General features: G+C 36.0%; 24 protein-coding genes and 1 tRNA gene. 17 read left to right on the top strand and 8 right to left on the bottom strand.

Going from position 1 to position 25,853, the window contains the following annotated elements; all coding sequences use genetic code 11:
- Window position 1: 1 nt before the first annotated feature.
- Window positions 2-1,000 (bottom strand): flagellar motor switch protein FliG, encoded by a 999-nt coding sequence (gene fliG / locus EZS29_RS05835; protein ID WP_172603800.1) that lies wholly within the window; start codon window positions 998-1,000, stop codon window positions 2-4.
- Between the two features lie 211 nt (window positions 1,001-1,211).
- Between fliG and EZS29_RS05830 the strand changes: the two genes are divergently transcribed.
- Entirely contained in the window at window positions 1,212-2,057 is an 846-nt protein-coding gene (locus EZS29_RS05830; protein ID WP_130607497.1) for an ABC transporter substrate-binding protein, read from the top strand.
- A complete protein-coding gene (locus EZS29_RS05825) occupies window positions 2,054-3,304 on the top strand; it encodes a dicarboxylate/amino acid:cation symporter (RefSeq protein WP_130607495.1) in 1,251 nt (416 codons plus the stop codon). Before EZS29_RS05830 ends, EZS29_RS05825 begins: the two co-directional genes overlap by 4 nt.
- A gap of 12 nt (window positions 3,305-3,316) precedes the next feature.
- Here the strand turns inward: EZS29_RS05825 and EZS29_RS05820 are convergent, their stop codons facing one another.
- Both EZS29_RS05820 and EZS29_RS05815 read right to left on the bottom strand, forming a co-directional pair.
- On the bottom strand, window positions 3,317-3,811 hold the full coding sequence (locus tag EZS29_RS05820; RefSeq protein WP_172603799.1) for a GNAT family N-acetyltransferase: 495 nt from the start codon (window positions 3,809-3,811) through the stop codon (window positions 3,317-3,319).
- 112 nt (window positions 3,812-3,923) lie between these two features.
- Window positions 3,924-3,998: transfer RNA gene (locus EZS29_RS05815), tRNA-Gln, on the bottom strand.
- A gap of 125 nt (window positions 3,999-4,123) precedes the next feature.
- Here EZS29_RS05815 and EZS29_RS05810 point away from each other — a divergent pair.
- Window positions 4,124-5,239: a branched-chain amino acid aminotransferase gene (locus tag EZS29_RS05810; protein ID WP_172603798.1), complete on the top strand. Its 1,116-nt coding sequence runs from the start codon at window positions 4,124-4,126 to the stop codon at window positions 5,237-5,239.
- 213 nt (window positions 5,240-5,452) lie between these two features.
- Window positions 5,453-5,992, top strand: a complete 540-nt coding sequence (locus EZS29_RS05805; protein WP_130607489.1) for a hypothetical protein — start codon at window positions 5,453-5,455, stop codon at window positions 5,990-5,992.
- On the opposite strand, the gene EZS29_RS05800 is transcribed toward EZS29_RS05805, so the two are convergent.
- From EZS29_RS05800 to EZS29_RS05790, 3 genes are read right to left on the bottom strand one after another with little or no spacing between them, the layout of a single operon-like run.
- A complete protein-coding gene (locus tag EZS29_RS05800) occupies window positions 5,993-6,928 on the bottom strand; it encodes a flagellin (protein WP_130607487.1) in 936 nt (311 codons plus the stop codon).
- 3 nt (window positions 6,929-6,931) lie between these two features.
- Entirely contained in the window at window positions 6,932-8,563 is a 1,632-nt protein-coding gene (locus tag EZS29_RS05795; RefSeq protein WP_130607485.1) for a methyl-accepting chemotaxis protein, read from the bottom strand.
- A 36-nt stretch (window positions 8,564-8,599) separates the two neighbouring features.
- Window positions 8,600-10,405, bottom strand: a complete 1,806-nt coding sequence (locus EZS29_RS05790) for a GspE/PulE/PilB domain-containing protein (protein WP_130607483.1) — start codon at window positions 10,403-10,405, stop codon at window positions 8,600-8,602.
- Window positions 10,406-10,552: 147 nt separating this feature from the next.
- Between EZS29_RS05790 and EZS29_RS05785 the strand changes: the two genes are divergently transcribed.
- The 3 genes from EZS29_RS05785 to EZS29_RS05775 all read left to right on the top strand — a co-directional run bounded on the left by EZS29_RS05785 (window position 10,553) and on the right by EZS29_RS05775 (window position 13,418).
- Window positions 10,553-11,143 (top strand): TetR/AcrR family transcriptional regulator, encoded by a 591-nt coding sequence (locus tag EZS29_RS05785; protein WP_130607481.1) that lies wholly within the window; start codon window positions 10,553-10,555, stop codon window positions 11,141-11,143.
- 32 nt (window positions 11,144-11,175) lie between these two features.
- A complete protein-coding gene (locus EZS29_RS05780) occupies window positions 11,176-12,585 on the top strand; it encodes a POTRA domain-containing protein (protein ID WP_130607479.1) in 1,410 nt (469 codons plus the stop codon).
- Between the two features lie 119 nt (window positions 12,586-12,704).
- Window positions 12,705-13,418 carry a hypothetical protein gene (locus EZS29_RS05775; RefSeq protein ID WP_130607477.1) on the top strand — a complete coding sequence of 238 codons (714 nt, stop codon included), beginning with the start codon at window positions 12,705-12,707 and terminating at the stop codon, window positions 13,416-13,418.
- A gap of 68 nt (window positions 13,419-13,486) precedes the next feature.
- On the opposite strand, the gene EZS29_RS05770 is transcribed toward EZS29_RS05775, so the two are convergent.
- The gene (locus tag EZS29_RS05770; RefSeq protein WP_130607475.1) at window positions 13,487-14,449 is read right to left on the bottom strand and encodes a flagellin N-terminal helical domain-containing protein; all 963 of its coding nucleotides are present in this window, start codon (window positions 14,447-14,449) and stop codon (window positions 13,487-13,489) included.
- Between the two features lie 154 nt (window positions 14,450-14,603).
- Window positions 14,604-15,326 carry an FAD-dependent thymidylate synthase gene (gene thyX / locus EZS29_RS05765; RefSeq protein WP_216678723.1) on the bottom strand — a complete coding sequence of 241 codons (723 nt, stop codon included), beginning with the start codon at window positions 15,324-15,326 and terminating at the stop codon, window positions 14,604-14,606.
- Between the two features lie 169 nt (window positions 15,327-15,495).
- Between thyX and EZS29_RS05760 the strand changes: the two genes are divergently transcribed.
- The 10 genes from EZS29_RS05760 (at window position 15,496) to EZS29_RS05715 (ending at window position 25,847) form a co-directional block, all read left to right on the top strand.
- Window positions 15,496-15,939, top strand: coding sequence for a hypothetical protein (locus EZS29_RS05760; RefSeq protein WP_130607473.1), 444 nt, complete (start codon window positions 15,496-15,498; stop codon window positions 15,937-15,939).
- A gap of 6 nt (window positions 15,940-15,945) precedes the next feature.
- Entirely contained in the window at window positions 15,946-18,024 is a 2,079-nt protein-coding gene (locus EZS29_RS05755) for a tetratricopeptide repeat protein (protein ID WP_130607471.1), read from the top strand.
- 44 nt (window positions 18,025-18,068) lie between these two features.
- Window positions 18,069-18,746, top strand: coding sequence for a hypothetical protein (locus EZS29_RS05750; RefSeq protein WP_130607469.1), 678 nt, complete (start codon window positions 18,069-18,071; stop codon window positions 18,744-18,746).
- A gap of 121 nt (window positions 18,747-18,867) precedes the next feature.
- Window positions 18,868-19,242, top strand: coding sequence for a DDE-type integrase/transposase/recombinase (locus tag EZS29_RS05745; protein ID WP_130607467.1), 375 nt, complete (start codon window positions 18,868-18,870; stop codon window positions 19,240-19,242).
- 228 nt (window positions 19,243-19,470) lie between these two features.
- Complete coding sequence (locus EZS29_RS05740; protein WP_130607465.1) at window positions 19,471-20,013, top strand: peroxiredoxin; 543 nt, start codon at window positions 19,471-19,473, stop codon at window positions 20,011-20,013.
- Window positions 20,014-20,119: 106 nt separating this feature from the next.
- Window positions 20,120-20,668, top strand: a complete 549-nt coding sequence (locus tag EZS29_RS05735) for a carboxymuconolactone decarboxylase family protein (protein ID WP_130607463.1) — start codon at window positions 20,120-20,122, stop codon at window positions 20,666-20,668.
- A gap of 71 nt (window positions 20,669-20,739) precedes the next feature.
- Window positions 20,740-22,239: a catalase gene (locus tag EZS29_RS05730; protein WP_130607461.1), complete on the top strand. Its 1,500-nt coding sequence runs from the start codon at window positions 20,740-20,742 to the stop codon at window positions 22,237-22,239.
- 21 nt (window positions 22,240-22,260) lie between these two features.
- Window positions 22,261-23,049: a ZIP family metal transporter gene (locus EZS29_RS05725; RefSeq protein WP_216678722.1), complete on the top strand. Its 789-nt coding sequence runs from the start codon at window positions 22,261-22,263 to the stop codon at window positions 23,047-23,049.
- A 170-nt stretch (window positions 23,050-23,219) separates the two neighbouring features.
- Entirely contained in the window at window positions 23,220-24,269 is a 1,050-nt protein-coding gene (locus EZS29_RS05720) for an extracellular solute-binding protein (RefSeq protein WP_130607459.1), read from the top strand.
- Between the two features lie 27 nt (window positions 24,270-24,296).
- A complete protein-coding gene (locus tag EZS29_RS05715; protein ID WP_172603797.1) occupies window positions 24,297-25,847 on the top strand; it encodes an ABC transporter permease in 1,551 nt (516 codons plus the stop codon).
- Window positions 25,848-25,853: the final 6 nt, after the last annotated feature.

The raw sequence follows: 25,853 nt of genomic DNA, 5'->3' as shown, positions 1-25,853 counted from the left end.
ATCAAACGAGTGCATTTTCACCACTTGCAGAAATCACAATTTTGCCTTCGTCATTCAGACGCCGAGCTACTTGCACAATGGCAAATTGGGCTTGCTCCACATCGGAAATTTTTGCTGGTCCCATGATCGTCATTTCTTCTCGCAAATTCTCGGCTGCTTTCTGCGACATATTCTTGAATATCAACTCTTTCACACCTTCCGATGCCGTCTTCAATGCAAGCTTTAATTGCTCTGGTTTTACTTCACGCATAACAGTTTGAATGCCACGATCATCAATTTTAATCAGATCATCAAATACAAACATTAATTTCCGAATATTTTCTGCTAAATCAGGATCTCGTTCTTCAAGTCTATCAAGAATATTTTCCTCCGTTGCTTTATCCATAAGATTGAGCATTTCTACAATTGGTTCGATACCACCCACTTTTGAGCTAGTTACGTTACCAAGTTTTTGGATTTCGTTACGCAAAACATCATCAATCTCGTCAATTATTTCTGGAGAAACACTTTCTAAACTTGCAACTCTTAAGATTAATTCTGTGTGTAAACTTTCTGGTAATATTTTTAATGTTTCACCAAATTTCTTGGGGTCGAGATGCGCTAAAATCAATGCCATAGTTTGCGGATGTTCATTTCTTAAAAAGTTTGCCAACATTTTTGGATCGATTAATTCCAGTGATTCTAAATTTGCATTCGATGTTAATGACAATTCATCGATAAGAGCATTAGCCTGATCACTTTTAAATGCTGATTCAATTAATTTCCGGGTAAAGTCGTTACTTCCTAAAAAATACTTTTTATTAGATTGCAGAATTTGATAAAACTCTTCCATGACCATGTCTATTGCATCGCTGTCGACGCGCCCCAAACGGCTCATCGCACTCCCGATGCGCTTGATTTCAAACTCAGTCATATGCTTGAAGATTTCTGCAGAAATCTCTTCACCAAATGCGAGTAAAAGAATAGCCGCTTTTTGAGGGCCTGAATATTTAATGGCCACACATCCCCCTACGTAAATACTATTACTTCTCAGTTTATAGCCAAAATTTTAACTGTAGTAGAAAAAGTCAGCATTTCAGTCAAAAACAATTTAGGAAATTATTGCCAAGGTAAAATCAATTTTTTGGCTCATTTTTTTGCACTCTTCCAACTCAGCAAGCATGTTAAAATAATCTTAAAGCTTTCTATTAAATTACACTTGAGAGATTATTATGTTTAAATTTATTTCTTTTTTATTAAAAAAATTATTCTATATCTTATTAGTCCAGTTTTTATTCACACAATATTTAAGTGCCACTCCAGAAATACCACCCGATATAAAAAGAATAATTTCGCGCGGGAAAATCATTGTAGCTCTCAAAACAGGGAATTATCCTCCTTTTTTTTACGAAGATGAAAAGAAAATACTCAAAGGATATGACATTGATATTGCACAGGATATAGCTAAAAACCTGGGTGTCAGCCTTGAATTTAACCGCAGCGCAAATTCATTTGCCGATGTGATTAAACTTGTTGAAAATGATTCAGCTGATCTAGCAATCAGTGCGATCAGCTCAACTCTCTCACGTGGGATTTCTGTCAATTTTTCTGAGCCCTATTTATTTCCAAATCAATCACTCATTGTTAATCGACTTCTTGAAATTAAAATTCGTAATAATACAGATGTAGATAAAGAATTTTTAAAAATAGCTGTACTCAAAAACTCGGCTTATGAAGATTATGTTAAAAATAACTTGAACAATATTGATGTTCTATTAAAAAATGCGACTATCGTTAAATATGACGATTTAGAAAGTGCTTTAACCGATGTGATCAATGGAAAAATATTATCACTATTTGTCGATGAAATTTATGCAAATTATATTATAAAAAATAGAAAGCTTGCCAATATATATGTTCGGAGAAAGATAATTGAAGGAGAGTTAGATCCAATCTCAATTGTGGTAAATTGGCGAAATCCACACCTTTTAAATTGGGTCAACCTCTATGTAAATAGAATGAAATACGATGGTAGAAATAAATATCTTTCACAAAAATATTTGAAAGAAATAAAATGATAAAAAAGATTAAAAAAATTCTTCTTAATCATTGGACAATATTTATCTCAATGTTTCTCGGTGCCGTTTTTGGTATTTTTTCTCCTACAGCTGCAAAATCAATTGCATTTCTGGGAGATATTTATCTTGGATTTTTACAAATAACTGTTATACCAATTATGATTTCAGCACTTATCTGCAGTTTTTATAATATTTTCCACTCAAGTGACTCTGTTTATTATTTAAAACGACTCATTATAATATTTTTTTCTTGCATGATTGCTGTTACATTCATGTCGGTTTTTCTGAGCGTCATTTTTTCTCCGGGAAGTAATTTAAGTACAAATGCAGTTCAATTACTTAGCAATGGCATTAATAATTCTGAGACAGCGATCAAAAATTATGCACCTGGAAGCGTGAGTCATGGGAGCTTTATCGCATACATCGAAAATATTATTCCTACTAATATCATCAAATCAATTTATGAGAGAAAAGATATCTCTATTTTATTATTTTCAATTCTCTTAGGAATAGCATTAGGTATTACAGAAAGCCCCAACGTAAAAGTTGCTGTTGCATTTTTTGATGCAATTTTCTTAGCATTTTTAAAAATGGTTGACATTCTCATGTATTTTTTACCGTTCGGTATATTCTTTTTAATTTCTGGTTTTCTATCTAATGTGGGATTGCAAACTTTAAAAGCACTCTTTGACTTAATAGCTCTCATATTTGCCACAGTGATTACATTTTTTATTGCATTTTCTATTATTATTGCGCGCATGCAAAAAAAACCCGTATTGACATGTCTTAAAAAACTAAAAAATTCATATTTAATAGCTTTCGGCACTTCAAGTAGCTTTGCCGCAATGCCTGCAGCAATGCTCGCTTTAACCCAAGATTTTAAAGTTAATAAACAAAGCGTAGAACTTGTTATGCCACTTGGTGTCAGTTTGTTTAAACCAGGAGTGATGATACGAAGCATTGCAATTGCAATATTTCTTATGAATTTATATCAAATTCCAATAAGCTTTTCTTCAATTGCAACTCTCTTTTTTGCTAGCTGGGCAGCATCGATTGCGAGCACGGCAGGACCAGCCATTTTAAGTGCAACTTCCTTTGGAATTGTCCTATCTCCCCTTGGTATACCACCCTCTGTTGGAGTCTTTCTATTATTGAGCATTGAACCTTTAATCGATCCTTTTATAACGATGCTTAATATTCAAGGGAACTGCGCTGTCACACTCATGGTTGCCAAAAAAGATTCGTAAAAATCCTACAAATTAAAAATACACCGGTAAATCTTCAAGCTTCAATTCTTGTAAATTAAAATGTTTATCCATATCACGTACCATCGTGATGGATTTTTTATATCTTTGTAAATGCGAGGGTAGAATTTTAAAACCAAATTTCTCATAGAATTCAGGTTTGATATCAGAAAATAATAAAAAAGCGTGGACATCTTTTCCATGATCTTGATTGCTAACAATATCCTGCATTAAAAAAGAAACATACCCTCTTTTCCTATATTCTGGCAGGGTAGCAACCGATCCTATTCCGACTGTGTGTGCATCGAGACCAAATGAATAACGATAGCAGATCAACGAACTGACGATTTTTTCATCGACTTCAAGCACATACCATTGACCATTGTCGTATTTATCAGATTCACTGCATTTTTTAGAATATTCATCTATTGTTAAACCCTGTCCCCAAGTCTCATGACCCATAAAATAAACGGCAGGAAAATCTTTTTCAACAGCTTTTCTTACTTGCATAGAAACCTCAAAAAATTTCATATTAAATCGATTTGAGATTTTAGCTTATCTTATTTTAGTTAACTTAGAAAGTATTTAGAAAAAAAAAAGGAAGCATTTAATGGAGAAGTAATGGCTGGGGCACTAGGATTCGAACCTAGGAATGACGGTATCAAAAACCGTTGACTTACCACTTGTCGATGCCCCACCAGCGGTGAAACCTGTATGCCAACCTTCCAAGACGTTGTCAAGCTTCTAGCGCAAAAAAAAAAAAAAGTTTATGGTCGTGTCACAGAGTCGAAACCCTTTCGACTCTTCTTCAGAGGGAATAACATGATAAACAAAAGAAATATTGAGAATAAAAAGAGCGAATTTAAAATCAACAAGCTTTTGCTGCCAAAACACATGCGCAAAACACCTCCTATGCCTTCCGATCCGATTCCTTTTGGTGCAATAGATACGGACCACATGCTTATCTGTGACTATATTCCCCACAAAAATGGCTGGCAAACACCTGAAATTGTTCCATATAAACCATTTTCTCTCAATCCGAGCGCCGTTGTTTTTCACTATGGACAAACAATCTTTGAAGGATTGAAAGCCTACCGCTCAAAAGACAATGATGATGAGGTTTTTCTTTTCCGTCCAGAAAAAAATGCTCAACGGATGCGTCTCTCTGCCCTCCGCCTTGGCATGGAACCTTTTCCAGAAGATCTCTTTGTTGCGTGCATTGAGGAACTGATCCGCATAGAACGCAGATGGATCCTCCCTTCCCCAGACTCATTGTATATTCGCCCCACTATGATCCCACTCGATGAAGGCGTTTCTTACAGAGCCTCAAAGGCCTACCGCTTTTATATTATTTTAAGCCCTGCAAAATGTTATTTTACTAATGACACAGGAATTTCAGTATATATTGAAAGAAACCTTTCCCGTGCTGCAGTCGGGGGCTCTGGCGAAGCAAAGTGCGGAGGAAATTACGCTGCAGCGCTTCCACCTATGCTAAAAGCCAAGGAAAATGGTGCTGAACAGGTATTATGGCTCGACTCAAGCGAGCACAAATATGTTGAAGAAGCGGGAGCCATGAACGTCATGTTTGTCTATGGAAACAAAATTGTGACTCCTGCTCTCAGTGGAAGTATTTTACAAGGAGTCACACGTGCTTCTATTTTAGAGCTTGCTAAAGATCTAGGCTATGAAGTGGAAGAGCGCAAAGTTGAAATTGCTGAAGTTATCAAAGATATAAAATCTAATAAATTAACAGAAATGTTTGCTTGCGGAACAGCTGCAGTGATCTCTCCTATCAATGCATTGATTGAAGATGGAGAAAGAATCACAATAAATAATGGAAAAATTGGAGAAATTACCCTTAAGTTAAAAGAAAGTTTAATTGGAATTCAAACAGGTTCATTGCAAGATCCTTATGGCTGGAGATTACCTGTCGTTTAATTTTCGTGAGAAAATAATTTTACAAATAAATTAATTAATACTGTCCAAATTCTTACCAGTCAATTATCCGACACTCTCCTATCTAAAAAATCATATAAGAATCATTTGAGGCGTAATCAATAAAACTCCTCAATTTTAAACAATAAAGATCGTCATAGATATACTGAGAACTTAACCAATGAAATCTTTTAAATCTTAATAAATGAGGTAAAAATGAAAACAAATTATTATTTGACAAAAACTCCTTCTGAAATTGCCTCTGAACTCTTTCAAGGCACAAAGGTGGAATCTGCATTCGATAAAAAAGGTAAGTTTAGTCATTTACTAGCACGTTTATCAAAAAATGAGTTCAGCAAGCTTTACTCTCCAAATACAACGGTAACTATTTTTATTCAAGGATATTGGTTACAACTTTGTCTCAATGAGGAATGCAAACAAATATTAAATCGAGAAACAAATACTTACTTAACGATCAAAAATTTAAAAATTGAAGATGGATATATTAAACTAAGTTTATTTCATATAAATAAATGCGCTGGAAAGTTCAAATTTAAAAACCTTTCAATAAGCGAATTTTTTACATCGGCTGATGGATATTATGCTATTGCAAGAGCTGCTGTTAAAGTATTTGCAAAAATACACAATTCTTTTGCTATACAAAAGAATGAAATACATTATTTACCTGTTGTTCAAATTATTCCAGAAGAAGACAATGAAATTTATTTTGATGCTAGATATGTAAATATTCAATAATCAACTATTGCGATCAAGACCTTTGATTAAAGTTAATACATTTTGCGAATTGTTACTTTGTGCAAGAAGACTTGTCCCAGCTTGCACAAGAATTTTTGCGCGCGCTAAGTTTGTTGACTCTGTCGCATAATCCACATCACGAATACGAGAATTTGCAGCTGCAACGTTTTCATACGCTACATCCAATGAATTCTTTGCACTTGTCAATCTTGAAGTTGCAGCTCCAAAAGATGAGCGATAATCAGATAATTTCATTTGTGCTTCGTCGAAACTCGAACCTATACTTTCAGCACTTGAACCAAAAGTATCCATCACTTCATCAAGCGATACACCCTCACGTGAATTCGCAAGATGCTCAGCAGAGATAAGCCCTAGGTCTTTCGGTCTTGCATTTATTTCATCTAATTTCTCAATGCCGATTTTATTCAAATCTTTCCCATCGGCGATAACAGGCCCCCCAACCCTTGCCCAAAAAGATTTTGCATTGGAAGATGAGCCCACTCCTGAAACATCAACGGAATCAGTGTGATCCAGGACATTTCTTCCACCATACGATGTTGTCGCAGCTGTTCGATCCATATCATCGAAATGTGCTTGATATTCAATAAAAATAAACTGTCTTTCTTTATCAGAAAGCGATGGATTTAGGGATTGAGCAACGAGCTCTTTTAAATGAATCGTTGAATTGGTCAATTGACTCAGAGCGGAATCTGCTGTTTCAGTAAAACTTAAACCTTCATTCACATTTTGCTTATAGCTATTTATTTCTTTCATTTTGGACATAAGAGCGTCGGATTGAGCTCTTTCAACAGGGAGAGGAGCGTTGCGAGTGAAGCGAACGCCACTTGATAACCGTTCAAGACTGTTATCAACATCTTTTTGCGCTTTCGCTAAATTGTTTTCAAGCGTTCCATTGCCTGTGATTCGAATCCCCATAGATCAAGTTGCATCCTTTGCATTTTCGTCAGTTCCACTTCCATCTTTTGCTAAAGGAGATACGCTGCTATCTGTCTCGGAAAATTTACCGTCGTCTTTAAGAATCAAAACCTGCCCAGGAGAGCCAATTTGTAAGGTAACACCATTTGCCAGCATATTTTTTAAATATTCACTAGCCAATATTACTTTGTCTACGCAACTCGAAATATCTTTACCCACATTTTGCATAGATTCCAAAGCAGAACGATCCGTATCAAGGTGTTTAAAGGAAAGCTCAACTTGATGCAAACCACTTGAGCACTGACTTGCAGCAACTTCAGAGTCTGATTTAGCTTCACCTAACGCAACTGCCACATGATGCACCCAATCGTGCACTTGCCTCGCAACACTCTGTGCCTGCTCTAAACTATTAATATTTTCTACCAATTTTTTGATTTCAAGCTGAATGGCCGCTAAGCTGCTCGTTCCTGCAGCAACGATTCCAGTTAAGCTGGTCTCGACCTGCGTCACCAAATCTCGGGCAAAAGTTGCAGTGTCTGAAATTTTACGAATGCTTCTGAACATTTCGCGTGTTCGGGTTTTATTGCCTTCCGAGAGATTTTTTGCTGTACCCAGCTGATCATCAAGCCCAATAGCTTGGCGTGACAATTGACCAATTTTTTCGCGCAAATCTTTTAACAGTTCATCCGCGGTTGCAGCTTTTTTAACCCCCGCTTCTATGACCGCATGACCTTCTCGAATGGCACTCATTGCACCTGAGGTTTCTTCTTGAATAGCTTCAATACGATCATAAATATCTCTTGTCGCAGTAGAGGATCTCTCCGCTAATTTTCGAATATCGTCTGCCACAACCGCGAAGCCTTTTCCCTGATCCCCAGCACGTGCGGCTTCAATACTCGCATTCAAAGCAAGTAAATTTGTTTGTTCTGAAATATCGTCAATGACTTCGATAATACTGCCAATGTCAGCCACACGATTTGCTAAAATAGAGATTTTTTCTTGCACGGCATTCATCCGATCGCGGCCGCCGATCATTCCCATCGTTACGCCCTGGATAGCTTCACGTGTCGTTTGCGAATGTTGAAACACTTCGTTTTGCAACGACTGTGTTTTATTCATCAATTCATCCCAACTTTTTATGACTTCAGTGAGTTCTTCCATTTGATCTTGAAAAGTATTAAAATCATGCAAAAGATCCGAACCCAACCGCCCCCACGCACGGCTTCTATCTGCAGTTTTACGTGTTTCAGCAAGAGAATGCCTGCTCATGACAATACTCTCCCTGATATAATCAGAAGTTACATTTAAAGTAACAATGCTTTCACCGATAGCTTGGCGAGTGCTGTCTAAATTAAATGAAGCACGCTGAATTTCTCGATCTTTTGCTTTTCTAAATTCTAATAAGTTACCTAAATTTTCCGTTACGTTAGAAACGTTGTCACTGATCTTACGAAACTGACCTTGCAAAGCTAGTAAAAATTGGCGATTTGCTTCTATATCTGTGCTTTGAGAAAATGCCACAAGTTCATTCAATCGACGCACTGCAATCATCAATTGCCTTTGTGCATTCAACATAGATGCCATACAATCTGTCGCTGAGAATCTTACACTTGATGAGTTGGTATCATTTTCCACAAAACACCTCACGTATAAAGTAACAATGAACAATATTTACAATTCATCTTTCATTTTTAGAACGCGTTTTAAAATTGGCTCAATGGCAAAAGCAACTGAATTTCCTTCTGCTCTAATTTCAGAAGTCAGATCTCCTTCCACAGAAAAATCTTCACCCTCAATCAAATATTTTTCTGCATCAAATAAAGTAACTGAAGTATTAAAAGGCTTTAATAAAGAATTTATCATTTCGACAGCTTGATCTTTGTCATCTATTAAAGACAATTTAACCAATGCAGAACTTGCAAGCGATGACAATTGAACTGTCATGGATTCCGTAGGTGTTTCAAAAGTCTTTTCATGTGGTGCGTATTCTTCGCTTTCCATTTCAACATCATCCGCTAAGATATCATCCGCAGCCTCGAGATCGAGTTCTTGCGGCTCCTCCATCGAGTCTATGTCTACGGGTTCATCTTTCGCTGCTATCTCCTGCGGTGAATCTTCTGCTATCTCCTGCGGTGAATCTTCTGCTATTTCTTGCGGTGAATCTTCTGCTATTTCTTGCGGTGCTTCTTCTGCAATTGGAGTCTCATCTCCAGCACTCGCTTCCATTGGCGCATCTTCTGCTATTTCTTGCGGTGCTTCTTCTGCAATTGGAGTCTCTTCGCCAGCACTCGCTTCCATTGGCGCATCTTCTGCTATTTCTTGCGGTGCTTCTTCTGCAATTGGGGTCTCTTCGCCAGCACTCGCTTCCATTGGCGCATCATCGGCAATCGGCGCATCTTCTGCTATCTCTTGCGGTGCTTCTTCTGCAATTGGGGTCTCTTCGCCAGCACTCGCTTCCATTGGCGCATCATCGGCAATCGGCGCATCTTCTGCTATTTCTTGCGGTGCTTCTTCTGCAATTGGAGTCTCTTCGCCAGCACTCGCTTCCATTGGCGCATCATCGGCAATCGGCGCATCTTCTGCTATTTCTTGCGGTGCTTCTTCTACAATTGGAGTCTCTTCGCCAGCACTCGCTTCCATAGGAGTTTCTGTTTCTCCAGCAGCAACTTCCGCACTCGGATTCTCTTCTGTCAATGCTGCATTATCCACTTCCCCGCTACTGCCATCTATAAATCCGACAGATGGCATTTTATCTGCTTCACTGCCTTCAGAAGCGACAGATATTTCTGCGGAAGGCTCAGCCCCTGAGTTGCTTTCTTTCGCTTCCGCCTCAGCTTCGGGTGCTTCACTTCCAATTACTTTATCTGGCTGTTTTGCGCTCTTTTTAGCGACAACTGGTTCATCATCTTGTGAATCTGAATCTTTTAGATTTGAACTGACAAAATCATCATCGATACTAATTGCTTCTACTTTATGAGGAACTTCATAACGAATTCCTGCGATAACCCCTCGTGTATTTTCTAAGATAGTTGTTAAATTCAAAGCAGATTTATGTACTTTATATATTTTAGATAATCCTTCTGCAAGTTGAAAAACAGTCGCAGAAACTCCAACTATTCTTTTATTTAAAAAAAATCTCAATTGATTGACTATGCCTCGATCCGATGGATCTTCCATTGCCACATAGAGAACGTTCGAATCTTCACCTAAGCCAAAACAACTATAATGAATAGCAATATCCACAGGTACAAAAGACTGGTAAGTTTCATCCAACATTTTTAAAGCTTGCTTCCCTAGCGCACCGACTCCAAAATATCTTTGCAAATAATCTTGAATCTGCTCTGGGGATGCAATATTCAGAGAACGCAACATCCTGACAGGATTTTCACCCAATTCCTTGCATGTCTTCCTGAGAGCCAATAACTCTACAGAAGACAGGTATCCATCCTGCTGCATAATTTGAAGCAAATCATACATGTGGCAGTTGTTAACTCCCTCTTAATCACTGTTTGTTTGATATTCTCTTGACTCATAGCACTTAGATCTTAAGCTGTTTGTGTTTCAGAAGGGATAACAGTTCCTTCCTAGATATGAATTTGACGTCACTATACAGGAATATAAATTATGAGCCGTTCCGACCTTGCTTCAGAAAGAAAAACTCAAATTATAAATGCGACAATCGAATGTATCACTCGTTATGGTTACAGTAATTTTTCTATGCAAGACGTTGCTCGTGTTGCAGATGTCTCAAAAGGTATTATTCATTATTATTTCTTAAATAAAGAAGATCTTATGATGACGGTCTTAGATTATGTGAGCGTCGATATTGAAAATCTTTTGCTTGCAGGAGATTTAAACACCGATCCCATCGCAAAACTTTCCAATGTCATTTGGATGTGCTCAAGCATTGTTCAAAATAAGCGGGAATATTATCGAATTAATATGGATTTTTGGACACAAATCGATCAAAAAGAGAAAGTTCGCCAAGAAATCGCAAGTCATTATTCAAAATTCAGAGCTGCTATCGCGGGTATTATACAACAAGGGATAAATCAAGACCTTTTTCGAAAAGGGGATGCGTTACAATATGCAACAATCATTATTGCATTAATTGATGGAATCTCATTACAATGGCTTTTTGATGAAGGTGTATTTAACTACGATGAGATCATCAAAAACACGGAAGAAGCAGTTATGAGTTTTTTAAAAAAATAAAGATTTATAATTTTTACTAGGAAAAGAAAAGCGTGCTCATAAATCAGTGCTTCGGATTTAAAAAAATTAAAATTTTCCTTTTTATTATTGTTATATTTTCCTATTTTTTTTTAAAAATTAATAACATATATGCACAAGACTTAGATCCAAATAAATTTGGAAAAGAAATCCGAGCAGATCAGGCGGTTAATTTATTAATCAAAAGTATTGAAATATATGGCAACACCCAAACCGGTGATGATATCATTTTAGAACAAATTACTTTAAAAGAAAATTCAAAATTTAGTCTCAAAAATTTAGCAAGCACAGTGCAAAATTTGAAAAATTTACAAATTTTTTTAAAAATTGATATTAAATTTTATCAATTAAATAAAGATGTAGATAATATTTATATTAAAATCGAAGTAGACGAAAAATGGACTCTGTTACCTTATTTTCTCACAGGTTCAGGTGGTGGAAGCTCATATCTCGTAGTTGGATTATATGATACCAATTTTTTAGGTAGACTTTATACCTTTAATTTTACTTACGGATGTAAAAACGATAACTGCTCAACTTTTATTTTTTTCAGAAACCCAAGTGTTTTAGGTGGTCCAGTAAATCTCGTCATCAATGGAGCAAAACAGCACGACATTTACAATACATACGATAAAAATAGAACTGTTTCAGGTTCCTTTTCCAGCAAAAGAAATATGCTGACCTCATACGCAGATGTGAAATTGAGCGAAAACTTATTTTTAGGTGGCGGGTTTATCTTTTATGATTATAATATCGATACAGTTGGGTTGAATGATACAGAAATAAATACCAATATAAAAAATAATTTTAAATTGCCAAACTCAACCTCGTCGCTCGCCGCAGAAGCACGAATCACACTCGGCTCTATAAATTACGATGGAATTTTAAGCAATGGAGTTAATTTTGTTTCTATCTTAGACTCAACAGCAAATGCGTATACAAATCCTGATGATAATTATACCTCCTTAAATAACACAGTGCTCCTGTTTAGTCCGCATATTCCTCTTGGACTTTTTGATATTCCTTTACCTAGGCTATCTTATTTTGCCCTCAGAGCAAATTTTAGTATGACTTCCAGCGATGTGCTTTCTCAACAATATTTTTTAGGCGGTCTAGATAAAATCAGAGGTTTTTACGACAACGAATTTTCTGGAAAATTCGCTTGGTATGGAAATTTTGAACTCCGTATACCCAGTTACGTAGGAGAGTATCTCACACTCCAGCATGCACTCTTTACTGATTTCGGCAGTGCGACAAATTCAATCGCAAACCTTGTATCTCCACAAACAGCTTCGAGTATTGGAATAGGTATCCGTTTCCTCCCAATGAAAATCAATCGTGTGGCGATCCGTCTCGATTATGCTTACACTCTGACACCCTTTCATACTTTTGGCTTTAGCTTTGGTTTGTTACAATTTTTTTAAGATATTGATACTCTTTTCAAGTCACCTAAAATTTTAACTGAATTTTTAGAGCCACACTGATTGTCAATATTTAAATCTGATTGATAAAGCCCTTTATGCTCCAGAGGAGTGTGTTAAATATGCCATTAAATCTGACAGCCCCTACAAAAATATATAAGACCCTCATGCAGAGAAGCCCAATCCATGTGGTTTCACTAATTGGAATAAATCAATATCACTATCTCGATTCGAAACATCTATACCCGATTGCCTATAATTTAGACGAAGCACCAAAAGATGAAATTATTCCACCCAATCAAACGCATCTAAAAAATTTAGCTAAACGAACCTACATGCTCATAAATGGCGGACAAAATGTTATTTTAGACGATAAATTCCTCTCAGAAAAAAGAGACGTTATATTATCACTCGCAGCAGATAGTATTGGCTTAGCTTGTTATGATCTTGCCCGACTTGCCCGAATTCCAGTAACACCAATCTCATCTGTGGAACAATTGATAAATTCCCTCGAAAAATTAAGTTTAGATACAGATGATGTTGGGATTATTGCAAAACCTTCAATTGTATACAATTTAAAAGCAGGTTTGTTGAAAAATAGAATCACCCATTTCAACACAGGTAAATTAAAAACAAAAAATGTGATTGATTTTATTTATCCCATTTTTACTCCAGCAGTCGCAAATGAAGAAATTATTATGTATAATATCGTAGATTCATTTGTAGTGGCAGATCCTATTTCTGTATTTCTTACCGAACACAATCAAATTGCCATTGAATTTAAAATTGACATACAAAATAAAGAAGCAATTGAAATATTTTCATTACCTCAATAAAGAAACACAGAGATTATCTTAAATAAAAAGACATTCTCTGTGGCTAAATTTAAATAAATAAACAAGGATTAACCTAATAAACGAAGAGCTGCCCCAGGGCTTTGGTTTGCTTGTGCAAGCACAGCAACACCACCTTGTTTCAATATATTTGACTGCGCCAATTTAGCTGTTTCTTCTGCAAAGTCAGTATCACGGATACGGCTATTCGCAGCTGCATAGTTTTCCGTTTGCACGGACAAGTTGGCAATGGTTGAGCCTAAACGGTTTTGGTACGCACCCATTTCCGCACGGAATTCAGCAACTTTTGAAATGGCATTGTCGAGTTTATTGATTGAAAGTTGCGCACGCAATTTTGAATCCGTAAGGCCTCCTTCCGCCATATAAACACCTGTCGATTCCATAGACTCTTCACTGGCACGGCCAAGTTCAAGACCTACTGTGCTCGTATTGATATTTTGGAAGTTAAGTCGAATAATATCAACAGGGTTACGACCAAACTCACCATCTGCTTCCGGTCCGTCAGTTTCTTTAAACCAGTTTTTACCAACTTGAATTTCCAGTGGCGGTGGGTTTGATTTTGATGTCAATGCCTCAGGTAGACCTTCAGATGTTCCTGTCAAAAGCATCGTTCCATTAAATTCTGTAGAATTCGTAATACGATCGACTTCGTCTTTGAGTGCATTGAATTCTTTATGAATAAAGCTACGTTCTTTATTACCAACGGTATCAGAAGCACCTTGCACAGCAAGTTCGCGCAAACGAGTCAGCATATTTCCGATTTCATTCATACCACCTTCGGCAGTTTGAAGAAGTGAAATACCGTCGCTGGCGTTACGTCTTGCCATATTAAGACCACGGATGTCTGCTTTCAATTTTTCACTGATTGCAAGACCAGCTGCGTCATCAGACGCTTTATTGATGCGATAACCTGAGCTCACCTTTTCGATGGACTCATCATTCGCCTGTGTCGAAATTCTCAAAGTACGCTGAGAATTGAGAGACTGAATATTGGTTTGTATACGCAAACCCATAGCTTGTTTCCTCCATGAAACTCACAGCATTCCAAAGCTACTGGAATGAGTGCGGCCATCCTTGGCCAGACGAGTAAATATGTACCGATGCAAATTGCACACTGGGTACATTTTGCATATCGGATAAAATTTTCACTGCTAAAGGATGTTTTTATTATTTGCTGGATTTAAGAAGGGCTTCAATGGAGTGAGGGCAAATAGGTTCAATTAATTTCTTGATGGCACGAGCTAGATTACGAATTTCAAGTTGAGCACCTTCATGGTCACGCAATTTAATAAAATTGATCGTTGCTTCGAGTGAAGCTGTCCAAATAAGCGAGTTTTTGAAACTGAGAGGCATAACCATGCGCGCTTGTTCACCACAGACACCGAGATCGAGTAATTTCTTATAAGCAGCAAAACTGTGTTCCATAGCATCGAGGTAAATAGCCCGTACAGCGTCTTCGGTTTCAACATTTTCGCCTTCAACGGATGCCTGTTTATTGCTCTTGCTCTGTTTTCGGAAATTTGCAGGCACATGGAACTCAGGCTCAAGCTTTACATAACGACCTGATATTTCATTCCAAGTTGTAGCAGCTTCTTTAAATTCACCACTTGTATATGCGCAACCTACTTGGTGTTTATAAAGTTGACGACAGACAACTTCAGAAACACCTTCGAGCGTAAACGTAAAAATAACATGCCGAAATGGACTCATATGTTTATGAGCACCTAAATAATTGATGAGTTTTACATCTTTATCATCCATTTCCGATTTGTGTTTTCCGAAACTGACACGCGCAGCATTCACAACTGACAAATCACTTCCCATATAATCTGTAAGTGTGACTTGCCCATCGTCAACTTTAATTGTTGTACCTTTTAATTGATTTATCACTTGTAAAGTCTCCTAAATTGGCAGAATAGAAAAATTCTGCTTACCAGCAAAAACTACAGTCCTTTTGCCAAAAAAGCAACACACCTAAATAATTGATTAATGCAAGAGCTATCTCATAAACTTTGATCAAGACACATTTAAAAATTTTCTTTAAAAAGGAATCAGAAAGGTGGAAAAGCCCTCATATTCAGCCCTTGAAAGTTACGAAGGCCTGATTGCTAAGCTTTCGCATCGATTTTCAAATACTCCTTTAAAAAAAGATTTTTATATTTTTTACAACAAATGGATTAAACTACATAATAATTTATTTTTTAATTTAACCATAGATAATAAAAGCACATTGCTCAGTGAAAATGAATTAAATAACGTAACAAAAATATTCATGATAAAAAGACAAGCTTTAGTTTCTTCTTATGCGCAAAGCCTAAAGAAAGAAGTGGATTCAAAAAATAACTTTAATTTTTTAAAAGATTTTTTATTTTTTCATGACGAAAATTTTAAATTAATTTTAAAGCAAATTTTAGAAGATTATTCCGTTGAATTGATTCGTTTACAATCGTTACGTAAAGCAACACATGCATATGCGCATTCTCATATATCTTCGGGAGGATAACGAATTATGAAAACCACCAGCTCCCTTGAAAATATACTCAAGGATGCAAAGAATAAAAGTTTTTCTGACCTCGCCCAAATTATTGAAGGGAATGGAGGAAAAGAGCTTGCAGATATGCAACAAATACATGCTGCACATATTTTAAGTGGGGCAAAAAGAATTGCATTTGTTGCACCTCAACTTCCTCACCCTTGCGAGCTTGAAATTTGGAATTCCTGTGCGATAAAACTTGGAATTGAAGGTGCACTTTATACAAATCACAGCGAAAGCAGAGCATTTACTCATTTTGCCAAAATGCTGCATTTATCAAATACACCTATATATTTAACATGTTACACTATGGATTCGATGCCAGAAAATAAAACTTTTTTATCTGGTCTTGAAAAAGAATTAGAACAATATTCTTTAATTATTTCTCTTGGTGAAAATTCTCTTGCAAGTTATCAAGCTGCAAAAGCAAAAAGAATCAATCAAGCACGCCTTATTATTTGGCAAAATGCTCCAAGACCTCCGCATGCAAATGTTGGCACCCGCTCACCAAATGGCTCACCTCTGCCAAATATTGCAAGAGAAAAAACTGTGCGCAAAGAAATTTTAAAAAATGCAGATCTGATCCTTTGCTTTGATAAAGATGGAGCCACATGGTCATATTTAGAAGAAATAAGCGCACAGCGTATTCGCCGCGTAGCAAGGACAATCAATACAAAAAGATATTCCTCAGAAATCTCGAGTATAAGGCGCATTGAATTGCGCAGTGCCCTGGGCTTGCCTGAAACAGATTTTATCTTTTTTCATTTAGGACCGCTCGAAATAGAGTCAGGGGCACTTGACTCTGTTTTTGCCTTTAAAAATTTATTACAAAGCAATCCCACTTTCCAAGGCAATGCGCGTCTTTGTTTTTGCGGAACGGGCTCTGCGGGTGCAGATATAAGACAAAGTGTCGTTGAAATGAGCTTAGATGATCATGTCTATTTTTTAAATCCCAATGGCGATGATTTAAAAGAAATTGCGGGAAATCAATTTTCATCGATAATTTCTGTGTGTGATGCTGTCATTCATGGACCAATTGCACCCGTAAATGGGAACCCTCTCAAATGTCTCGATAGCACGTATGATGTCATGTGTGCACTTTCCTCAGAAATTATGACGATTTCTAATGGTCACAATTGGATTGGAGAGTGGATAAGTCGTTTTTATAAAACGTATTCTTCTGGGAGCATTCATTCTTTAGCACGCCTCATGCAAGAAACAATTGAAAAACAAGATAAAGTAACAAACGTAAAAGGTGCTATAAAAAAAGCGATTGCTAATGAATTTCCTTTTGAAAAAAATATCAACGAAATATCTGAAGTATTTAAATCTTTGATTGTAAATATTGCTGTAAGCGATACAGAAAGTGCATCTAAATTGATAGAACAAATTGAAGAAATGGTTATTGCTAAACAATATATCGACGCTATAAATCTTATTTCCCAAGCATTTCAAAAAAGCTCTTTATCCGTTGTACAGCAGGCAAATTTATTCCGCCTCATTGGAGATTGCTTTACAAAACTTGGAGATCTTGACAACGGCGTCGCAAACTATACAAAAGCTCTCGAACTCGATCCCTATTGTGCAAAATGCTATATCGGCTTAGGTACGGTTGCTTTACAACGGAATAATTATAATATCGCCGTTCCACAATTCCAAAAGGCGGTGAGCTTAGCACCAAATGATGACATGGCAAGCTTAGGCTTAGGGCTCTCATTTGAAGGTTTAAATGAGTTTAAAGAAGCTCTGTCATGGACAGTCAGAGCATGTCATTTAAAAGCAGACAATACTGTGGCTATTTATAATTTAGTGAAATTGTCATTCGAAATGAATGAGTTTGCCGATGCTGAAAGAGTTTTGATCCGATATATCAGCTTACATCCTCATGATGTCAACATGATTTACACACTCGGAACAATTACTTACAAGACAGGTAAGCAAGACATTGCTCTTCAACTTATGGAAAATATTCTTGCACTCGACCCAATGAACAGCAGAGCTCATTCACTTATTGCCCAAATTCAGAAAATTGAACAACAGAAAAAACCTGCTTAAGTATTACGTAAATTAAAAAATGTCATTCGTAAAAGGAGTTAAAAATGGCAGACGTTAGAGTGAATGGAAAGAGAGTGCCACCCCTTCAAAGTATAGATACATTAGCAATTTTAATGAAAAGACTTGAAAATATTGCACTCAATAACAACAGTGCTCTCACTTCTATCAGCATAAATAACTCTTCAATTGATATTGATAATCCTGAATTCCTTAGACTTAAACTTGAGAGCGATGATAAAGTAGATGCTCGTTTAGATACAGCTGAACAACTTTCGTTTGAAAGCTTACAAGTTGCCCTTGATATGGCTGGACTTCTCGTTTTTGATTTAAAAGTTGTGACTTTAAAGTTATGGGATCCTGGCAAAAATTATGAAAAAAGCCTTGAAACATTATTGAGTGATTGTAATTTATTTCTCACGCTTGCAGCGAGGCCGATTTATCTATTAAATAAAGATCCTGAACAACTAGAGCCCGAAGCAGAACGCTGTTTAAGAGAACTCGATAAAATCGCAAATCATATTGAAGATGCTACACTTCTTGCAGTTCACGAGCATGGTAAAGAGGCCTGTCATGTGCTGGTTGGAATGGTAAAACCTGCCATTGAACGGTGGATTGGTTTGAGTGCTAAGTTTGCACAAATACTTGAAATCAATACTGTAACTAACACTTTCAATATATCTGAAAACTTCCTCCCCGACAATCATTTCCAAAATAATAAATAATAACAATAATCTCTTGCCTATATATTTCATTTGATATATCAAAAAAAATTGTTACGTTACCTTTCATTTAAAAATGACCTAACGTGAAGTTCCAATCGTTTCTAAGCAAGGAGTCCTTATAATGGCAACTAAAGAAAGAATTGACAAACAACACCGTTATCCATGGCCTGTGATTGAAACGGCTGTGCAATTATATTTTCATGAGAATATGACTTATCGTTCTGTTTCTGAAAAAATGCTTGCGCATGGTGTTGAAGTATCTCATAAAACTGTATACGAATGGGTTCAAAAATTTGGCAATAATGTGGATCAAAAGTCTCGTAAACGGATTCCGAGCTATGAAATTGAAGAATCATATGTAAAATGCAACGGTGAATGGAAGTATATGTACCGTGCAAATGATCGCCAAAGTGCAACTTTAAGTATTTGCATGCGTGAAAAAAGAAATATGGCAGCTGCTAAGTCATTTTTCAAAAAATCCTTGGATAGTCTCTAATTTACTTTGCAAGAATTCTTTAAAAGCTCTTATTCTTTACAGGATAAGAGCTTTTTTTCGTTCATTGGGAAGCTAAGAGTTATTTTTATTTAAATTTTACATATTTTATTTTTTACCTTGAAGAGTTGACATAGATAAAAATTTAGACTAAGTCTAAATTTAGGATAAGTAAAAATAACTATCCTAAGTCATTAAAGTTTCATTAAAAAAATTTAAAGGAGTTCCTCAATGTCAAGAATTCTTAGCATCTCACAACCTTTCCCACGCTTTTCTGTACCTGCAGTTGTTTCTTTAGAACAAGGTAAAGAATTTATCACTTTAAACAACGACAGCATAAAAGGTAAATGGTCTGTTTTTTTCTTTTGGCCTCTCGATTTCACCTTTGTTTGTCCCACTGAGATTGCTGAATTTAACAAAGCAATAAAACAATTTCACGACCGTGACTGTGAACTTTACGGAGCCAGTACCGACAGTCAATATGTGCATTTAGCATGGCGCAAACACCACGAAGATCTCAAAAACCTTGAAATAGCTATGCTTGCTGATAATAAAAAAGAGCTTAGCGAAGCACTTGGCATTTTGCATCCAGTTGAAAAGGTACCATTTAGAGCGACTTTTATTGTTGATCCAGAAGGAATTATCCGTTGGGTTTCTGTCAATGACCTTTCCGTTGGAAGAAATGTAAAAGAAGTTATTCGAGTCTTAGATGCTTTGCAAACAGATGAACTTTGTCCATGTAATTGGGAAAAAGGTCAAGCAACACTCAATTAGTTTTTATTGCAACTCTCATTTAAAACTCAATTTTTAAAAATAAAATAGAATATAAATTCATTCTTGCTCTTAGACGAGCAAGAATTTAATAACAAAGGAAAATAGAATGTTTAGACAAGAAATAACCTCAAAATACTTAATAAACTTATCTAATAATGTTCAAGGGAAAGCGGTCAATGATTTAAAATTAAATTTCGAAAAATTTGCAGATTCTGAATTTTTAAGTGATGATGAATATGCATTATTATTAATTTCTTTAGGCAGAACTTTATCAAATCAATCTTTAGAAATGATTGGCCTTGAAATTGCAAATCACCAAAAAATTACAGACGAAATCATTAATGAAGCAAAGCAAATACCAGCCATAATGGGAATGCTAAACACATATTATAAATTCCGTTTCTTTGTAGAAAAAAACGATGGGAATGCTGCACAAGAATATGGATCTCCCTTATTACGAATGAATGCACTTGCCAAACCATATATGACTAAAGAATTATATGAACTGATTTCTTTAGCTATTAGTATTTTAAATAGCTGCGAAAAGTGTGTTATTGCTCATGAAAAAGCTGTTATGAATTTAAATATAACTCGAGCGAAAATTAATGACGTTCTCAGAATCACATCGGTTGCGAAAGGCCTCAGTTTGCTTTAAAATTTTTTATTATGCATTTGTTACTTAAAATTTAAACAAATTCTGCAGAATGAAAGTATATGGGGTTTGCAATGCCTGATAAAAATAATTCTAAACCAACCCATTCTCACAAAAGCAAGCTTCACCAAACAATTTCGACCAATGCAGGCGCCCCAATACCCAGCAATGAGCACATTTTAACAGCAGGCGAACGCGGTCCTGTTTTATTACAAGATTATTTTTTCTTAGAAAAAATGGCGCACTTTGATCGAGAGCGCATTCCAGAAAGAGTCGTTCATGCAAAAGGGGCAGGAGCTTACGGCTATTTTGAAGTCACCCATGACTTAACAAAATACTCAAAAGCAGACTTTTTAAGCAAAGTTGGTCTTAAAACCGATGTGATCGTGCGATTTTCCACAGTAGGTGGGGAAAAAGGTTCTTCCGATTTCGAACGCGACCCACGCGGATTTGCTATTAAGTTTTACACCCTTGAAGGCAATTACGACCTCGTTGGCAATAATCTTCCCGTTTTTTTTATCCGCGATCCTTTTAAATTCCCAGATATGGTACACACTCACAAAAGAAATCCGCAATCAAACTTAAAAGATAAAAATGCTTTTTGGGATTTTAATTCTCTGAGCCCTGAAACAACCCATATGTTGACAATGCTCTTTTCAGACCGAGGCACGCCGAAATCATATCGCAATATGCATGGTTTTGGTGTTCATACCTTCAAGTTTGTGAATAAAAAAAATGAAAGCCATTTTCTAAAATGGCATTTTAAAAGTGAAGCCGGTATTGAAACTTATACAGATAGTGAAGCTAACCTTGCCGATGTGGATGGCGCAACGAGAGATCTTTTTGAGTATATAAATAAAGGTGAAAGAGCAATTTGGAAAGCCTACGTGCAGATTATGCCAGAAAAAGATGCCCTCACTTATAAATTCAATCCTTTTGATCCCACAAAAGTATGGCTTTATTCTGATTATCCCCTTCTCCCAGTTGGTAAACTTGTTTTAGATAGAAACCCCAATAATTTCTTCCAAGAAATAGAACAGCTCGCATTTTCTCCTGCAAACTTCGTTCCCGGCATAGAAGCCTCACCCGATAAGCTTTTACAAGGGCGACTCTTTTCATATACAGACACACAGCGGCACCGCTTAGGAGCAAACTTTGCTCTTATTCCCGTGAACTGCCCCTATGCAAAGAAAATCACGAACTATCAACGTGATGGAGCTATGCGCGTGGATGGCAATGGCGGATCTTCTATAAACTATTCACCTAATAGCTATGGCGGTCCTCGCTCTAACCCTCTTAAATTGGAACAAGCCATAGTTCTCAGTGGAAATAGCTGTCGATCGGAGTATCCTAAGAAAGATGATTTTGTCCAAGCCGGATTGCTTTATAAGCTATTTTCAGAAACTGAAAAGAATAATTTGACGACAAACATTGCTGGACATATGAAATATATAGATAAAGAAATCAAAGTGCGACAACTAGGATATTTTTATCAAGCCGATAAAGATTATGCGATGAGAATTGCAAATATTTTAGGTATTTCTGAAAAAGAAATAAAAGCATATATGTCGTAATGCAAAGGATATAAGAACAGAGTGATTTTATTTTCGAATTCTTTTTTTGATATTATTGCTATTGGTGTGTTTGTTACTTTCTTTGCCTCGTGCATTGGTGCACTGCCAATTTTCTTTACAAAAAATATTTCAATAAAAGTTAGGGATATTCTAATCGGAATCAGTGCAGGAGTTATGCTTGGCGCTGTTTGTTTTTCATTACTCAATCCTGCAATAGCAATAGCAGAGACAAAGTTTCATTCTAAACTTTATTCAGCAGGTTATGTTTCGTTATTTGTTATATTAGGCAGCCTTGGTCTTAGTTTTTTTAATAAAATTATTCCGCATGAACATTTTTTAAAAGGCAGAGAAGGAATGGAAAGTAAATCCTTAAAAAGGATTTGGCTTTTTATTTTAGCAATTACGATCCACAATTTCCCAGAAGGTTTAGCTGTTGGGGTTGGTTTAGGCAGTGGTGAAGTCAACATTGCGCTTCCCATTATTATCGGCATTGCATTGCAAGATATTCCTGAAGGACTTGTCGTGGCTTTATCATTAAAAGCATATGGTTTTTCCAATAGGTACGCAATAAATGCAACTTTAATTGCAGGCTTTGCAGAATCCATTGGTGCATTGCTTGGCTGTCTTGCCACAAGTTTTTCCCATTCTTTGCTTCCCGGTGGACTTGCTTTGGCAGGCGGAGCAATGCTCTACGTTATCTGTGGTGAAATGATTCCCGAACTCCACCGCTCTGGCAACGAAGCCAAAGCCACCGCAGGTTTTATTTTCGGTTTTGTGTTGATGATGTTTTTAGATGTTGGACTGAGCTAATTAAATCAAATTTTATTTTATTTTAAAATATTTAAGGTAATTTCAAAAGGATATAAATTTAATAAAAACCTTATTGATAATAATTCTCATTTTCAATATATTCAAATTCACTTTGCAACTTTTGCATTGTTTTATTTTGTGCAATCCAACCGACTTTCTGGAGACATCGAATGAAAATCACCCGTAAAATACTGAATGGCGCTTTTGTTTCTATACTTTTTTCAAGTTTCTTTTCAGGAATCGCCATCGCTAAAAGCGAAAAAGAAAAAATAGTCAATTTATATACTTCAAGACATTATGGCGTAGACAATGAACTCTTTGCAAAATTTGAAAAAGAAACGGGTATAAAAGTCAATCAAATTCAAATAAAAGAAGCAGCACAACTGATTGAAAGAATTAAAAGCGAAGGGAAAAAAAGCCCTGCAGATGTCATTATTACAGTGGACATTGGGAATGCTTGGAAAGCAGAGCAAGCCAATCTTTTTCAACACTTTAGTACACCCACCTTGCAAAAATCTGTTCCTGCTAACTTACAAGGGAAAAACAATCAATGGTACGCTTTAACTTTAAGAGGAAGAGCTATTGTCTATGACAAAACAAAAGTAAATGAAAGTGAAATTCAAAACTATGAAGACCTTGCAAATGAAAAATTTAAAGGTCGTCTCTTAGCAAGAACTTCCAATCATGTTTACAACCAATCCCTTGTTGCATCTTTAGTTTATGCGAATGGAATTGAAGCAACAGAAAATTGGGCGAAAAAAATTACAGAAAATTTAGCCCGCAAACCAGAAGGTGGCGATATTGATCAAATGAAAGCCATTGCAAATGGAAAGGGAGATATTGCGATTGTAAACACCTACTACTATGCCCGACTTGTCAAATCGGAAAATCCAGATGATCAAAAAGTTGTTAAGAATTTAGCTATCGTATTTCCGAATCAACAAAATAGAGGAATGCATATCAACGCAAGTGTTGCTGGCATTGCAAAATATGCGCCGCATAAAGAAAATGCAATTAAATTCATTGAATTCTTAGTTAGCAAAGATTCACAAGAATTCCTCGCCCAAATGAACAACGAATATCCTGTTCGCACCGATGTTGAATGGACACATGTCTTAAAAAAAATGGGCAAACCAAAATTTGATGCAGTAAGCCTAACAAAAATTGGTGAAAATACACCCAAAGCAGTTGAGCTCTTAGATAAAGTGGGATGGCGTTAATTCTATTTTAATTCCGAGGTAATTGCTTTGAATTTTTTTTTATTTTTAATTCTTGCCATTTTTACTTTTCCCATTTTTTCTATTTTTATTTATCTTCTAATACCAGATATCCAAGTCTGGTATCATTTAAAGTCAACGGTGCTGAGCACGTACGTAATCAACACTCTTTTTCTAACTACATCTGTGGTAACAGGAACTTTTTTATTGGGAGTTCCTTTGGCCTGGCTCACAAGTTTTTATCATTTCCCATTCAAAAAAACCTTTGAATGGGCTTTATTACTACCTTGCGCATTTCCGTCTTATATATTAGCATACGTATATTATTATCATAAAGATAAATTCATAGAACTGAATCCCTATTTGGCTGCTATTGTAATCATGAGTTTCGCATTTTATCCTTATGTTTATTTATTTAGCAAACAAGCATTCCAAGAGATATCTCCATCCTTAATTCATGCTGCAAAAGTATTAAAAAACTCCAACTTAAAAACTTTTTGGAAAATAATTTTACCCTTATCACAGCCAGCAATATTTTCAGGTTTGCTTCTGGTTTGTATGGAAGTCATGGGTGATTTCGGGACAGTAGATTTTTTTTCAATTGATACATTAGCTACAGGAATCTACAGAACTTGGTTTGGACTTGGAAGTTTAAATGGCGCTATTCAAGTTGCATTTATTCTTTTTATATTTATAATATGTATAGTTGTATTAGAAAATCATTTTAGAAAGAAAAAACGCTTTTACCAACAGCACATTCCTCATGCGCAAGAGACTGGAAAAAAACTGGCTGGTTTTTCTGCAATCGCTGCAAGTGTTATCTGTTTTATACCAATTTTTCTTGCTTTTATCCTTCCTTTGAGCATCCTTTTGAGCAATATTTATAGTTTAGGTGCAAAAGCATTTGATGAAGATTTCTTTACAATCTCTGCACGATCTTTTATTTTGGCAGCGTCAGCAGCTTTTCTTTGTTTATTTATAGGTTTTTTCATTGCAATTATCAGACAATTTAATCATAATTCACTAATTAATATTTTATCTAAAAGTATTTCATTTGGCTACGCTATTCCTGGTTCTATTTTAGCAATCATAGTATTAAACACTTTAAGTATATTCGATAATTTATTTTCAAATACTTATTTATATATTTTTAAAGAGGAGTATCCCACGCTTATCTTTTCTGGTACAGTGCTTTCCCTTTTTTATGCATACTCTATGAAATTTACATCAGTTTCTTTACAAAGCAGTCAAGCAAGTATGACAAAAATATCTCCTTCTCTATTTTGGGCATCTCGTCTATTAGGTAGTACAACTTGCAAAACATCATTTAAAATATATTTACCGATCATTAAAAAGTCGCTTTTTGTAGCATTTATTTTAATTTTTGTTGATATTATAAAAGAACTACCCGCAACAATGGTCCTCCGCCCCTTTAATTTTGAAACAATTGCTATTAAAACATACAATCTAGCTTCTGACGAAAGATTAATAGAGGCATCTCCTGTAGCCTTGCTGATTGTATTACTTGGCATTATTCCTGTAATAATATTGGCAAATATTCAACCAAAAAATAAAGAATAATAATTA

This window comes from Fluviispira sanaruensis (assembly GCF_004295685.1).
GTDB classification, from domain to species: domain Bacteria; phylum Bdellovibrionota_B; class Oligoflexia; order Silvanigrellales; family Silvanigrellaceae; genus Silvanigrella; species Silvanigrella sanaruensis.
This window is presented reverse-complemented; position numbering and strand designations above follow the sequence as displayed.